This window comes from Candidatus Eisenbacteria bacterium, assembly GCA_016235265.1.
Classification (GTDB): Bacteria; Eisenbacteria; RBG-16-71-46; order RBG-16-71-46; family JACRLI01; genus JACRLI01.
On the sequence record JACRLI010000004.1, the window covers coordinates 181682 to 195369 of the forward strand.

Annotated in this window: 13 protein-coding genes; 1 reads left to right on the forward strand and 12 read right to left on the reverse strand. The window is 71.3% G+C overall.

The window, feature by feature from the left end; translation table 11 throughout:
* Nucleotides 1-25 precede the first annotated feature (25 nt).
* The 6 genes from HZB25_02735 to HZB25_02760 form a co-directional block, all read right to left on the reverse strand.
* On the reverse strand, nucleotides 26-973 hold the full coding sequence (locus tag HZB25_02735; GenBank protein MBI5836140.1) for a PEGA domain-containing protein: 948 nt from the start codon (nucleotides 971-973) through the stop codon (nucleotides 26-28).
* Nucleotides 974-1025: 52 nt separating this feature from the next.
* Nucleotides 1026-1931, reverse strand: a complete 906-nt coding sequence (locus tag HZB25_02740; protein ID MBI5836141.1) for a PEGA domain-containing protein — start codon at nucleotides 1929-1931, stop codon at nucleotides 1026-1028.
* A gap of 60 nt (nucleotides 1932-1991) precedes the next feature.
* Nucleotides 1992-2780, reverse strand: coding sequence for a tol-pal system protein YbgF (gene ybgF / locus HZB25_02745; GenBank protein ID MBI5836142.1), 789 nt, complete (start codon nucleotides 2778-2780; stop codon nucleotides 1992-1994).
* A gap of 16 nt (nucleotides 2781-2796) precedes the next feature.
* The gene (gene pal / locus HZB25_02750; protein MBI5836143.1) at nucleotides 2797-3321 is read right to left on the reverse strand and encodes a peptidoglycan-associated lipoprotein Pal; all 525 of its coding nucleotides are present in this window, start codon (nucleotides 3319-3321) and stop codon (nucleotides 2797-2799) included.
* A 175-nt stretch (nucleotides 3322-3496) separates the two neighbouring features.
* Nucleotides 3497-4786, reverse strand: coding sequence for a PD40 domain-containing protein (locus HZB25_02755; GenBank protein MBI5836144.1), 1290 nt, complete (start codon nucleotides 4784-4786; stop codon nucleotides 3497-3499).
* Nucleotides 4770-5426 carry a TonB C-terminal domain-containing protein gene (locus HZB25_02760; protein MBI5836145.1) on the reverse strand — a complete coding sequence of 219 codons (657 nt, stop codon included), beginning with the start codon at nucleotides 5424-5426 and terminating at the stop codon, nucleotides 4770-4772. The genes HZB25_02755 and HZB25_02760 overlap by 17 nt, the downstream gene beginning before the upstream one ends.
* Before the next feature lie 47 nt (nucleotides 5427-5473).
* Between HZB25_02760 and HZB25_02765 the strand changes: the two genes are divergently transcribed.
* Nucleotides 5474-6388: a DMT family transporter gene (locus HZB25_02765; protein ID MBI5836146.1), complete on the forward strand. Its 915-nt coding sequence runs from the start codon at nucleotides 5474-5476 to the stop codon at nucleotides 6386-6388.
* Here HZB25_02765 and HZB25_02770 read toward each other — a convergent pair.
* The 6 genes from HZB25_02770 to HZB25_02795 form a co-directional block, all read right to left on the reverse strand.
* A complete protein-coding gene (locus HZB25_02770) occupies nucleotides 6328-6759 on the reverse strand; it encodes a hypothetical protein (protein MBI5836147.1) in 432 nt (143 codons plus the stop codon). The genes HZB25_02765 and HZB25_02770 overlap by 61 nt on opposite strands.
* Before the next feature lie 91 nt (nucleotides 6760-6850).
* Nucleotides 6851-7492 carry a hypothetical protein gene (locus HZB25_02775; protein MBI5836148.1) on the reverse strand — a complete coding sequence of 214 codons (642 nt, stop codon included), beginning with the start codon at nucleotides 7490-7492 and terminating at the stop codon, nucleotides 6851-6853.
* Between the two features lie 143 nt (nucleotides 7493-7635).
* On the reverse strand, nucleotides 7636-8574 hold the full coding sequence (locus HZB25_02780; GenBank protein MBI5836149.1) for a ribonuclease H-like domain-containing protein: 939 nt from the start codon (nucleotides 8572-8574) through the stop codon (nucleotides 7636-7638).
* Nucleotides 8564-11068: a DEAD/DEAH box helicase gene (locus tag HZB25_02785; GenBank protein ID MBI5836150.1), complete on the reverse strand. Its 2505-nt coding sequence runs from the start codon at nucleotides 11066-11068 to the stop codon at nucleotides 8564-8566. Before HZB25_02785 ends, HZB25_02780 begins: the two co-directional genes overlap by 11 nt.
* Nucleotides 11065-12288, reverse strand: coding sequence for a hypothetical protein (locus HZB25_02790; protein MBI5836151.1), 1224 nt, complete (start codon nucleotides 12286-12288; stop codon nucleotides 11065-11067). Before HZB25_02790 ends, HZB25_02785 begins: the two co-directional genes overlap by 4 nt.
* Complete coding sequence (locus HZB25_02795) at nucleotides 12285-13682, reverse strand: hypothetical protein (GenBank protein MBI5836152.1); 1398 nt, start codon at nucleotides 13680-13682, stop codon at nucleotides 12285-12287. Before HZB25_02795 ends, HZB25_02790 begins: the two co-directional genes overlap by 4 nt.
* Nucleotides 13683-13688 lie beyond the last annotated feature (6 nt).

Genomic DNA, 13688 nt, shown 5'->3' on the forward strand with positions numbered 1-13688 from the left:
CCCTCGATGAGGATCTCCTCCATCCTCACCGGTACAGCCTCCGCAGCCTGCCCCAGCTCGGCGGCGAAGCGGGCTGCGGGCCGAATCCCGCGGCGCGGGCCCAGCGGGACGCCATCCCGCCTGTGACCGCCCAGGTGGCGCGGCGGACACCGGGGCTGTTCGCGTCCGGGAACTCGCTCCACTCCGCCAGCTTCCACGTCCCCGTCCAGTCCGGCATGTACGTGAGCCACGCGGCCGTGAGCGCCTCGACCCGGCTGCTGTCCCGGAACGAAATGGAGAGATAGGTGTGCGTGGCGCAGCGGACCCAGCCTGCGTGACCCGGCCGCGGATCGGACTCCTCGCGGTGCACATCGAGCTCGGCCGTCACGCGGACGGCCTGGGGAAGCCCGTTTGCAGGCTTGCCGCGGAGCAGCAGGTTCCAGCCGAATTGCACCTCGTCGTCGTAGTCCAGGGAATCGGACTGGCCGGGCACCTTGTCGCTGTCCTGGAAGCGGAACTTGAACCCCGGGGCCAGCAGCTGCGGGTAGAGCTCCGGGTTGCGGCGCATGAACAGCGCGGCGATGTTGCGGGTCGCGATGGCGGGCGAGGTGGGCCGGCGGTAGTCGAACGGCAGCGCCACCGTGAGGCTCCGGATGTCGTAGCGGGCGATCGTGAAGGTGATGGAAGTGTCGGCGTAGCCCGGAAGGGACAGGGTGACGCGGTGCGGTCCCACCCGGAGCGAATCGAAGAGATGGGGCGTGGCCCATTGGACGGGGCTGTCGTCCATCGTGACCGCTGCACCGGATGGCACCGACACGAGATTCAGCGTGCCGATGCCCGGCGGGCCGGTGGCTTCCTCGACGCAGCCTGAAAGCAGCGCCGCGGCGAGGGGGAGCGCCGCGAACGCGGCGCGAGCGGCGGGTGCGTAAGGCCGTTCCGCGGGAACGGAGTGCGCAGCGGCCGTGCCGCGCGGGAACTTCCGGGTCGGGCTCATGGATCCTCCTCCCCCGCGCGGTCTGGGAGGGTCGTGGCGCGGCCTGGGACGTCTACCGGTAGAGAATGCGTAGGTGACCCCACGTGGTCCTTGCAGCAGGCAGCGGCCGCAGGACTTGGGATGACGCCGCCTCCAGCGGAATTCGCTCCGCGGCACCGGCCGGCTGATCCACCCACTCCGCGAGCACCCAGGTACCGTCACCCCGGGGCTTGAAGTAGAGCACGACCGGGGAACGGACGCCCATCTGGCTTCCGTCGCCGAAGGTCACCGACAGCTCGGACGACATCCGGTACATTCTCCAGCTCTCATGTCGCGGGCGCGGGTCCGGACCGGAATCGAGGGTCATGAACGCCAGGCCGATCCGGCTTGCACGGGGGAGTCCCTTCCCCGGAACTCCCATCTCGAAGAGGTTGCTCGCGAACGTGAGTTCCTGGCCCAGGACCATCGAGTCCGGTGACCCGCCGATGACATCGGCTTCCTGGAACCGGAACACGAACTGGGGGGACAGGTACTGCCGGTATTGTTCTGCATTCATCTGCCCCCACGCCTTCTGGATCTTGGCGATCGCGTATTCCGGTGTCGTGGGCTGGATGACCTGCGCGGCCGGGACCAGCTCGGCGGCGTGCCGGGTCAGGCTGTCCACGAACACCGTGACGCGCTCCACCGATTCCAGGTCGACGGGAGTCAGGATCGCGCACCGCACCGTGTGCGTTCCCACCGCGAAGGAACCGAACTCGTACGGTGTCCGCACCCCCATGTCCCGGCCATCAATGTAGATCTCGGCATGCGTGGGAACGGAAGTGATGCTCAGCATGCCATGCTCTGTGAGAGGCTCAACGATCGGGTCGCCGCAGCCGCCGACGAGCGCGCCGAGAAACAGCGCGGCGGAAAGAAGCCCACCGGCTGTCGCAGGACCTGCGGGACTGCGGAAGGGCAGGAAGACGCGGCCGCACGACATGGCTGCCTCCGGGGAACCCTGGTCGCGCTTGGCGGGCCCGGCGGGTGGGGCCCGCGGGGGCTACAGTTTCTTAAGCCTCTGCGCGGCCAGCCGCGCCTCCTCGGTGCCGGGATACTCCTGGCCCAGCCGGCGCAGCGTGGCGCGCGCCTCCGCCCGCTGGCCCAGCGCGGCCTGGCTCAGGCCCAGCTTGAGCATCGCGGCGGGGCACTTGATGTTGTGCGGATACTTCTCCAGCACCGCCTGGTAGGCCGGGGCTGCTTCGGTGAAGCGACCCTGCTGGTAGAACGTCTCCCCGATCCAGAACTGCGCATTGCCGGCCAGTTCGGTGGAGGCAAAACCGGTCACGTACTGCTGGAACCCGGCGCGGGCCAGGTCGTACTTGCCGTTGGTGTAGTCCGCATAGGCGGCGTCGTAGAGCGGCTTGGGGTCGCGCAGCTCGGGCCGCGCGGAGGAGTCGGCGGACGAAGTGTCCTGGAAGGCCGGCGCGCGGGAGGCGTCAATCTTCTGCAGCACCTCCGCGAAGCGCTGGTTGCTGTCCTCCAGCTTGCCGATCACGGTGTCCAGCCGGCGCGCCATCTCGGCGATGCGCACGTCGCTGTCGGCCTTGGTGGAACGCAGGAAGTCGTTCTGGGACGAGACCTCCTTGCGCAGCTTGGCGGTCTCGGCGAGCTGGATGCGCTGGAGCGAGTCCAGCGCCGCCGCGCGCAGCTCGAGGCGCTGCACCGCCTGGAAGGTCTTGCCACCGTAGCAGCCCGCCAGCAGCGGCAGGGCCAGCGCGACCGGCAGCAACGCGATGACGCGACGCGCGGCCCCGTGTCCGCGCGTCGCCCTCAGTTCAACGGTGCGCATGGCGCTCCCGCCGGCCTCACCGGACCACGAAGTGCGCGCGGCGGTTCTTCGCCCACGCGGACTCGTCGTGGCCCTGGTCCACGGGCTTTTCCTTGCCGAAGCTCACGGTGGTCAGGCGGTTGCCGCCGACGCCGTAGCTGACCAGGTACTCCTTCACGCTGTTCGCGCGCCGCTCGCCCAGCGCCAGGTTGTACTCCACCGAGCCGCGCTCGTCACAGTTGCCCTGCACTTCCACGCGCACGTCGTTCTTGGACATGTGCGCCCCGGTGCGCGAGAGCACGCCGCGCGCCTCTTCGGAGAGGGTGGCGTCGTCGTAGGCGAAGTACACGTCCTTGTAGGTGAAACCCGTCTCGTCCTGCGACGACTCGGGGCCGTCGGTCGGCTTGGTGGTCTCGGGCGGGTTCGTATCGGTGGCGGGCGGCTTCACGACGTCGGTCGTCGGGCCCTCGGACTCCACGGATTTCCGCGAACATCCGGTCACGGCCAGCTGGCTGAGGACGAGCGCCGCTGCCACGATCAACATCCACACGGGGCGTCTCATGGTACAAACCTCCCAATGGAATCAAAGAAGGAAGCCCGGGGGTCTTCGACGAATCCTACCACAAAACCACTCGGCTGACCGCCCGCCGGCTGACACTCATCCGGGGGCCGATCCGCACCTCGCTGCTGTCCGGGGGCACGGACCCGCACCTCGCACCCGTCCCACCACATGAACCCTATCGCGACCAGGCGGGGGTCTGCACGCCCTCCGCGGGCGGCAGCGCGAACGTCTCCCCGCTGTCGGTGTTCAGGATGTGGAGCCGCGGCCGCCCGTCCCGGTTGGACACGAACACCAGGTGCCGGCCGTTGCCCGCCCAGTGGGGGCTCTCGCTGCTGCCCTTGCCCTGGGTGAGGTTGTACACCTGCCCGCCGGACGCGTCCGCCATGCACACGTCGTAGCCGTTGCCCTGCCGGGCCATGAACGCCAGCAGCGTGCCCTTGGGCGACCAGCTGGGCGCCTCGTTGCGCGCCTGGTCTCGGGTGACGCGCCGCGGGTTGGACCCGTCGGATTCCATGACGTACACCTGCGCCGAGCCCGCCCGGTCGGAGCAGAAGGCGACCTGGCGACCGTTGGGTGAGTACGAAGGCTGCACGTCGATGCCCGGGCTGTGGGTGAGGCGGCGCAGGCCGGTGCCGTCGCGGCGTATGGCGTAGATCTCGTGGTTGCCGTCGCGGCTGGTGGCGAATGCCACCTCCTCCCCGTCCGGCGAGAACGAGGGCGACAGGGCGCTGCCCGAATACGAGGCCAGCACCTTCTCGCGCATGGTGCCCAGCTCCAGCAGCACGATGGCGAAGGTGCGCCCGCGCAGGGAGGTGAACGCCAGCGTGCGCCCGTCGGGCGAGAACGCGGGCGAGAAATCGAGGTTGCGGTCGCGGGTCACCTGGCGGGCGCCGTAGCCGTCGTAGTCGGCCACGAAGATCTCCTTGGCGCCGCCCACTTTCTGCGCCCACGCCAGCTGGCTCTGCGCGATCCCCTTCTCCCCCGAGAGCTGGAACACCACGTCGTCGGAGAGCTGGTGCGCGGCGCGGCGCAACTGCACGTCGCTGGCCCGGTAGCTCTTCTCCGAGATCAGGCTCCGGCCCGGCAGCCCGTAGAGGCGCGCCTGGACCTCGAAATCGCTGCCGTGCGCGCGGATCTCCACCGCCAGCTCGGCCTGCTCGGAGAGCCCCGAGAGGGCGGCGCTGTCGGTCACCGCGGGGCCCTCGGTGAGCGTGAACAGGCCGCTGATGGTGAGGTCGTTCTTCACCACCGCGCGCGCCTGCTGCGCCGCGGTCTGCGAGGAGGCCAGGTCGCCCGAAGGCACCCACTCGTCCAGCCGCAGCGCCAGCCGAGTGATGGACCCGCGCTTGATGCGGATGCGCACGTCGGGGGTCTGCGCCGAGGCCGGCGCGGGCGTGTCCTGCGCGACCACCACGGCCAGCAGCAGCGCGGCCGCGGCCAGCGTCCGCTCAGCGCGTGACTTCAAAGTCAAAATGGACTCCCAGTTGGTCGGACTTGAAATCCGCCGGCAGCCGCGGAAGGGGGGACGACGCCAGCACCGCGCGCAGCGCGGCCTGGTCGAAGAGGGGCACGCCGGAGGGGGTCTCCACGCGCGCGTCCTCCACCGTGCCGTCGCGACGGATGCGGAATGCGATGGTGGTGCGGGTGCGCCGCGACACCCCGGGCTCGAGCCAGTTCCGCCCGATCACGTTGCGCACCGAAACCAGATAGTAACTGAAGGGGAAGTCGGAAGCCACACCGGGCGCCCCCGAGAGCCCGATGCGCGCCTCCGGCGTGGCCGGCGTGGCCGGCCCCGGCGGGGCGTTGGGCACCGGCGGGCGCTGGGTCTGCGCCGGGGGCGCGGGGGCCGGCCGGGCCACCGGCCGGACCTTCTTCGGCGAGGCCACCACCTCGTCGCGCGGCACCGGGATCGGCGGTCCCGTCACCGGGGCGGGCGCGACCGGTTCGGTGGCGCCGCCCACGAGGTCCACCGTGTAGCTCCCCGGCAGGCTCACCTCGATCACCTGCGGCTGGTGCAGCCACAGCCACGCCAGCACCGTGACATGCAGCACGGCGGAGAGGATCAGGCTGGCGCGGAAATCCCACGCGGGACGCGTGCGGGTCATGATTCGACTATAGAAACCGTCCCGAAACGTGTCAAACTGGCGGACTCATGGGGAATCTCGTCGCCTACGCGCTGTGCGCGCTCATCTGGAGCTCCACGTGGCTGTTCATCAAGGTGGGGCTGGAGAGCGTGACCCCAATCACCTCGCTCGCCGTCCGGTTCCTGCTGGCCGCCCCGGTGCTGTGGATCATGGCCCGCCGTGGGGGCGAGCCCTCGCCCCGCGGCGCCCGCGAATTCGCCACGCTGGCCTTCCAGGGCTTCGGCATGTGCGCCCTGCCCTACTTCCTGGTGTACTGGGGCGAGGCGAAGCTGCCCAGCGGCCTCACCGCGGTGCTGTTCGCGGTGCACGTGGTGACCGTGCCGGTGCTCGCGCACTTCCTGCTGACGCACGAGAAGTTTCGCCTCGGGCAGGTGGCGGGCATCCTGCTGGGGTTCGCGGGGGTGGTGATCGTGTGCTTCTCGAGGCTGCACGGCGCGGCGGACTGGGCGGGCGCCGCGGCGGTGCTGGTCGCGGCGGTGACGCAGGCCTACATGGCGGTGTTCTCGCGCAAGCGGCTGGAGAAGAAACCGCCGCTCACCATGCTGGCGTGGGCCAACCTGTTCGGCGGGCTGATGCTGGTGCCCTTCGCGCTGCTGCTGGAGCCCCACCCCATCCGCCGCATGGACCCCATGGGCCTGGTGGCGATCCTGTACCTTTCGTGGTTCGGAACGGTGATCGCCTTTGCGCTGGTGTTCCGGCTGTTCCACAACTGGGGCGCCACGCGCACGTCCACCATCTCGCTGATCACGCCACCACTGGCGCTGCTGTGGGGCTGGATATTCCTGCACGAACAGCTCGGGCTGAGCTTCCTGATCGGCGGCGCGCTGGTCTCGGTCGGCGTGTGGCAGGCCAACCGCGAGGCTCACTCCGCCAGCAGCTCGATGCCCGCCGCTTCCAGGTCGCCCTCGAACTCCAGCGAGTAGTCCTTCGGCACGCGGAAGTACCACCACTGGCGCACCTGGTCCCAGTGGTGGTCGGTCGCGATGTCGTCGCCCCACAGGCAGGTGCCGCAGGGGACGGTGGCCTCCAGCATCCGGTTGTCCGCCAGTCCCAGGCGCGGGCGCACCCGGGTCCGCGTTCCGGCATCCAGGGCCTGCAGCGCCCCCTCCAGCAGCTCGCGGCCATCCATCTCGCCCAGGTAGGCGCTCAGGCTGAGGACATATCCCGAGTCGGCCACCTCGGAAGTGAGCGCCTCCCAGTCCGCGAGCAGGCCCTCCAGGCCGCGGTCCACGGTGGCCTCGTCACACCCCCGGCTGGCCAGGAAATCGCGCACGGCGTCGGTGCTGTGGATCATGGGGGTCTCCTTCGGTGCGCGCGGCGCGCGGGGGCCTGCGGGCGGCCGCGGACGTGCGGCGGCGTGCAGGCACCCGTGGACGTGCGGTGCCTCAAGCTCCGCGCTTCGCGCGGCGCTCCATTTCCTCGAAAAGCGCCTCCAGCCCGCGGGCCGGGACGGTGATCACCTTCGGCTTGAAGTCGCGGGTGTAGACGGCCGTGTCCTTGTGATTGATCTGCGTGGTGGCCAGGATCGCGATGGCCTGCGCCCGGGCGCCCCGCGCCCGCAGGGCCCGCGAATCGTGCGAGCGGCCCTCGTCCAGCACCACCTCGAGCTCCGGCGCGCCGTCCAGGTAACTCAGCAGATCCTGCCGGTAATTCGGACTGCCGCCCACCACCAGCCAGCGCACCAGGCCCGAGTCCACACACGCGCGTCGGGCCCGCTCGAAGGCGCGCCGGGAATTCGAGCCCACGCAGAAGGCGCACGCCTCGCGCCGCGCGGTGGCCACCACCTCACGCCCTCCCGCGGCTTCCTTCGCGAACCGAGCGCAGTCCTTGTCCGGGCAGTGCACCGCGAACGCCGCGCGCAACGCCTCCGCCGCGCGCCCGAGCTTGTCCTCGGAGATGTTCACCCGAGGCCGCTCCCCGATCACCCCTCCCGCCTTCAGCGCCGCCACCGCCCGGGCCCGGAGCCTCGATGTGTCGAAGCCGGACTCCGCCAGCCAGGTGTCGAGGTTGACGTGACCGTCAGGCAAGGGGCCTCCAGGGCCGGGAGGTGCCGAAATCGCGGGTCAGCAGACCTTGCCCACCCTGCCTTGAGGGTACCACGTAGCGCTCCGGCGTTGTAGGGCAAGCATTTATGGCTGCCGGCCCGGGGCCTTTGCCCCGTGCCCCTGCCCTAGGCGCCCACTTCCAACTCCAGCATCTCCACCAGCAGGTCGGCCATCGTCACGAGGTCCAGCATGTTGTGGTGGAAGACCGGGACCAGGGGGTAGGGGTCTCCGTTCTTGACGTAACGGTGATAGCGGCCGGGGATCTCCGAGCCGGGGACGTCGCCCATCCGGCGCCGGCCGACCACCTTCCACTCCAGCGTCTGCAGGCGGCAGTTCTCGAAGTGGCCGCGCCAGTGGCGGCGGGAATGCGGAAGCAGGTCCACGTGGAACGGGTCGGCCGGCACCTTGAGCCGGTGGTACGCCGCCCGCGTCTTGATCATGGGCCAGTCGAAGCTGCGGCCGTTGAAGGTGACCAGGTTGGGGCGCTCGTCCAGGAGGTCGATGGTGGCCCGGATCAGCGCCTTCTCCTCGGCGTAGTGGCGGGCGAAGTACTGGCGCAGAATCCAGTCGTTGCGGCCCGCCACCATCACGCCCGTGAGGAACACCGGGCACTGCACCAGGCCGGCGGTCTCGAGGTCCAGGAACAGCGCCTTGCCCAGGCCGTCGTCCAGCAGCTTCGCCAGCTGTTCGTGCAGGTCGAGCTTCAGGGCCCGCTTGCGCGCGGCGTCCAGCCGGCGCAGGAACCGGGCGGTGAACTTGTCCAGTTCGGAGCGGCGGCGCTCGTGGAGGAACAGGGGACCGTGCGCGGTGTCGATCTCGCCGCCGGGCAGGTACACCTCCACGCCCACGGGCTCGATGTGAACCTCACTGCGGGCCACGGAGGCGCCGGCGGAGCCCGCGCGGCGGGCGGCAGCGGGTCGCTTTGCAGCGTTGGCGCGTGCCGGGGCGCGGGCACCCGGGCGCGCCGCGCCGGTGCCCCCGGCGCGCGCCGCGCCCGCGCCGCCCGCGCCCCTCGTGCCCCGCTTGAGCGCCTGCAGGCGCTCCTTCATACGCTCAGACGCCACCGAGGATGCTCCGCAGCAGCGTGCGGGTGGTCTCCTTCTCGGGGATGGGCCAGCCGTGCTGCACGTCGGGGTCCTGCTGCTGCGCCGGGCGCAGGATGGGCAGCCCCACGCACGAGGGGCAGCCGGCGGCGCAGGGGCATTCCTCCAGCAGGTCGCGCGCGGCGCGCAGGGCGTCCTCGAAACGCTGGAAACCCTGCTCGGCGAAGCCCAGCCCGCCGGGATAGCGATCGTAGAGGAACATGGTGGGCTTGCCGAAATTGGCGGAGTCCACGATGCCGCCCAGGTCGGAGCGGTCGCACATGGACATCAGCGGCACGATGGTGATGAGCAGGTTGCGCAGCCCCACCAGCCCCTCCACCGGGTTGCGGCCCTGGCGCACCACGTCCAGCCACGCCCGATCCGAGGGGCGGAACCACATCGCCTGGGTATCCAGCTTGAGCCGCGGCAGCTCCAGCGCGCGGTAGCCGATGGAATCCAGCGAGTGGAACTTGATCTTCTTGAACCCCACCGTGGCCCACGAAACGGTGGCCTCGCCGGTGCGCGCCATTTCGCCGGGAAGGAACTCGCGCTCCGCGCCCTGCCTCGTCACGCGCAGGTTGGAGTCCAGCACCGCCTGGGTGTAGTAGTCCACCTGGCGCTTCTCCACGTAGGCCACCTTCTGCGCCAGGTCCAGCTCGCGCACGAAGAACGTGTCGCCCTCGTGCAGGTAGATGGCCTCGGGGTAGACCAGCTCCGGTGCGCTGATGGCGTCCACCGTGGCCAGCACCGCGTTCTCGCGCCCGGAGTCCACGATGGTGAAGGTGTCGTCGGAGATGGTGCGCAGCGGCGTGCGCGCGGCGGGGAACTCGGTGCTGGACCAGTACCACGCGCCCTCGAGCTGCTTGAGCTGCCCCTCCTCCTCCAGGATGCGCGCCACCTCGCCCGCCAGCGGCCCGAACCACTCGTCGTCGCCGGGACGGATGGGCAGCTCGTAGGCCGCGCACGCCAGGTGCGAGGCCAGGATGTGCGGGTTCTCGGGGTCAATCACCGCGGCCTCGGGCGAAGCGGCGAAGAAATACTCGGGGTGGCGCATCAGGTACTGGTCGATGGGGTCGTTGTACGCCACCAGCACCGCCATGCTGGGGTGCCGCCCGCGCCCCGCGCGGCCCGCCTGCTGCCACGCGGAGGCGATGGTGGTGGGAAAGCCCACCAGGATGGACGCGTCCAGGCTGCCCACGTCGATCCCCAGCTCCAGCGCGTTGGTGCTCACCACGCCCTTGAGCTCGCCCGAGAACAGCCGGCGCTCGATGTCGCGCCGCTCCTCGGGCAGGTAGCCGCCCCGGTAGGGGCTGACCGCCTCGGCCAGGTCGCGCCGGTCGCGCGAGAGCGCCTCGCGCGCGTAGCGGTAGATCAACTCCGCCGTCACCCGCGCCCGGGTGAACACGATGCTCTGGACGTCGTCGCGCACCAGCGAGGTGAACAACTCCTGGCCCTCGACGTTGCTGCTGCGCCGCTCCATCTTCGCGTCGTCCAGGAACGGCGGGTTCCAGAACACAAAGTGCCGCGGCCCGCGCGGCGAACCGTCCTGGTCCACCAGGTCCACGGGCATGCCGAAGAGCGCCTCCGCCAGCTCCGAGGGGTTGCGGATGGTGGCCGAGGAGGCGATGAACACCGGGTCGGCGCCGTAGTGGCGCGCCACGCGCCGCAACCGGCGCAGCACGTGGGCCACGTGCGAGCCGAAGATGCCGCGGTAGCTGTGGATCTCGTCCACCACCACGTAGCGCAGCGAGGCGTAGAAGCGCGCCCAGCGGTCGTGATAGGGCAGCACCCCCTGGTGCAGCATGTCGGGGTTGGTGAGCACCACGTTGCCGGTGTCACGCAGCTTCTTGCGCGTGTGCGGGGTGGTGTCGCCGTCGTAGGTGCCGGCGCGCACCAGGTCGCCCAGCTCCGGCGCGCCGTCGGCCAGCCTGCGCAGCGCCTTGAGCTGGTCCTGCGCCAGCGCCTTGGTGGGGAAGAGGTAGAACGCGGTCGCGCCCGGCTCGGCCATCAGCCGCTCCAGCACCGGGAGGTTGTAGCACAGCGTCTTGCCGGAGGCCGTGCCGCTCACCACCACCAGGCTCCTGCCCTCGCGCGCCAGGTCCACGGCGCGCGCCTGGTGCCGGTAGAGCCGGGTGATCCCCGCGCGCTCCAGCGAGGCCGCGAGGGGCGCCGGGAGCGGCGCGGTGGGTTCGGCCCAGGCGGCTTCGCGAGGCGGGATGCGCTGCACGTGGACCACCTGGCCCGCGTAGTCGCGGCGGTGGGTGAGCTCCGCGAGGAAGCGGTCGAAATCGAACGACGGGCGGGCCGCGCGAGGGTCGGAGACGCGCGGCTTCCCGGGCGGATTCGGGAGCGACGCGGGGTCGTGACGCGTGGCCGGCACCAGCCCGAAGTCGGCGAAGAGGTTCTCTGGCGGCGGGCGGTGCGAGCCGGGATCCAGCACGCCGCCGTTGCTGCCGTCGAACTCGCCGCGCTTCACCGGTGCGCACCCCGCGCGCGCTCCACCGAGCCCACGCGCCAGCGCGAGCCGTCGAAGTGCATGCCGAAGCGGAAGGTGTCGGAACCGAGCCGGCTGGCCAGGAACACCGAGTCGGACTCCGTGTGGCCGGCCTGCAGCCGCCAGGACCCCTCGGGCAGCACCGCGTCGAGGCGCTGCGCCTCGGCGGCGTCCATCACGGCGGCGTCCCACGCGAAGCGGGACGCCTCGTCGCGTCCGCGCGGCAGCGATTCCAGGAACCCGGCCAGCGCCGCGTAGGGCGAGTCCTCCGGCTGCTCGGTCACGAACGTGAGGCTCCCCGCCCCCAGGCGCCAGATGCGGCTCACGTAACGCCGCGGGCACGCGGCGCACTCTTCAAACGGACCGTGGCCCACCGGGCGGCGGATCACCAGCAGCGGCGCGGCGCCCGGCTGTTCCACGAATCCGGGGTCCAGCCCGGCCGTCACCTCCCCGGTGATGGCGGCCGCGCCGGCCAGCGAGTCCGCGGGTGGCAGCGAGTCCCACGACGCCCATCCCCCCCTGCCCTGCAGGTCCAGGCCGTCGAATGCGAAGCGCGGCCCCTCGGCGGTGGAGATCACGCCGGCCGCGGCGGCGTGCAACCCGTCGTGGGTGAACCATGCGGCGGACGCGACGCGCGTGGGGTTGCTGATCTGCAGCGACACCCAGCCGATGCGCCCGCCCAGCCGGTAGAAGAGGTAAGGCGCGCGGTAGCGCACCGCCGCCCGCGGACGGAAGGTGACCAGCACGGCCCGGGCGTCGCCCGGCGCCCGGGCCAGCTCCGCGGGGACACCCATCGAGTCCAGCAGCTTGCGCAGCACCGGCAGGCCCGGCATGGAGTCCGCGGACGGCGGCGCCATGGAGGACAGCGCGCGCGCCCAGAGGTCGAAGCCGCGGCGCATCGAGGCGGGATCGGCGCCGGGATCCACGCCCAGCAGCGAATCGCCGCTGTCCAGCCAGGTTCCCGCGGAGTCCGGCGCGGGTGGCGGCGGAAGCTGGGCCGCGGTCTGCGGCCCGCGCGGGCCGCGACGCAGGCAGCCCGCGCGCTCGGCCACCGCCAGCAAGCCGCCCACGCCGAAGATCATCACCACCAGCAGCACGCCGACGGCGATGCGCAGGCTGGGCGGGCCGGGCAGGCGGGAGGGGCCATTCCCGGGGGCGTTTCCGGGGACGTCCGGGGACCCAGGGGAGCCCGGCGCGCTCATGGACCGGTCTTCCCGGGCTTGCGCTCAGCCTCGCCTGCCGGGCCCGAGCGCTTCTTCGATGGTGGCGTGTGCCGCCTCTCCGGAGCGGGCGGGGTGGAAGTGTCCACTTCGTAGCCGAAGTACGCCCAGCGCCGGTCGCGCTGGCCGCCGAAGACGCGCAGCCGGCCCACCGCGGGATGCGAGACGGTCATGGTGTCGAAGCGCGCGCCGAAAGACTCGAGCCTCCAACCCGAGGAGGCCTTGTCCCAGGGCAGGGCCGCGATGCTGTCCAGGGCGGCCGCGCTGCGCGCGTAGGGCAGCGCCCATTCCTTGTGCCCGCGCGCCAGCGCTTCCATCACCCAGGACGAGGGGCCAAAGGAGGACGGGTCCAGGCCGCGGGACCTGGTGTGCAGGGAATCGGCGTGCACTTCGTAGCGGCTCCGGAGCAGCACGTTGGTCTGCGTGGGCGGGTTGCTGAAGAGGTTCGATACCTGGATCTGGATCACGTCCAGACGCGGGAACTCGGAGGTGGGTGAATCCAGTCCGACGGTGGCGTTGCGGCCGAACCTGGATTCGTCGTACGTCGCGACGGGCTTCCAGCCTTCCGGATCGCGCCGCAGCACCTGCAGGCTGTAGCGGGAAACTGCCGAGCCCACGCCCTGGAGGCTCATGATGGCATAGTCCCGGCCGCCTTCCGTCCAGGCGCGGACGGCCTGCCCGGAGAAGCAGCACGGGTCCGGGGACGGCAGGCGCACCGAGCCGACGCCCGTCGGAGTCCTGTCCATGAGGTACAGGGCGGTCTCATCGGGACGCATGCCGTTGTAGAAGGTGACGAGGATCGGGAAGCCGCGCTGCTTCGAGCGCTGGACGTTGGCGCGCAGGCCGTGGTCGGTGAGGTACTGCGGGCCGCGGGAGTCTTCGAGGACGCGGTCTCCCAGGGCCACCACGAGCACGTGCAGCGCTTCGATGAAGCACTGCCAGGCCTTCGGGTGGTCCAGCGCGGGGCCGGTGTACTTCGGATCCGTCTCGCGAATCAGGAGCGTCTGGCCCTGCGAGACCAGCTGCAGCACGCTGTCCTCCACGGCGCGGGGCAGGACCAGCGGGCCCGTCTCCTGCGGGGCGTTCTCCTCGGCGGCGGTGGCGGCACCGGCGGGAGCGGCACCGGCGGGAGCGGCACTGGCGGGAGCGGCGCTGGCGGGAGCGGCACCGGCAGGAGCGGCGGGGGCCACGCCCGGACCGGTGATGAGTCCGAGTGCCAGGGCGAGGCCGGCGAGCCACACCACCCAGGAGCGGCCCGAGTACCACCGCACCGGGGCGCAACCGACGGGCCACCGCGCCGGGGCGGAACCGGTGAGGCACTGCGCCATGGCGGGGCGGCATGCCACCGAAGGGGACGGTCGCGCGTCACGGATCATCGGGTT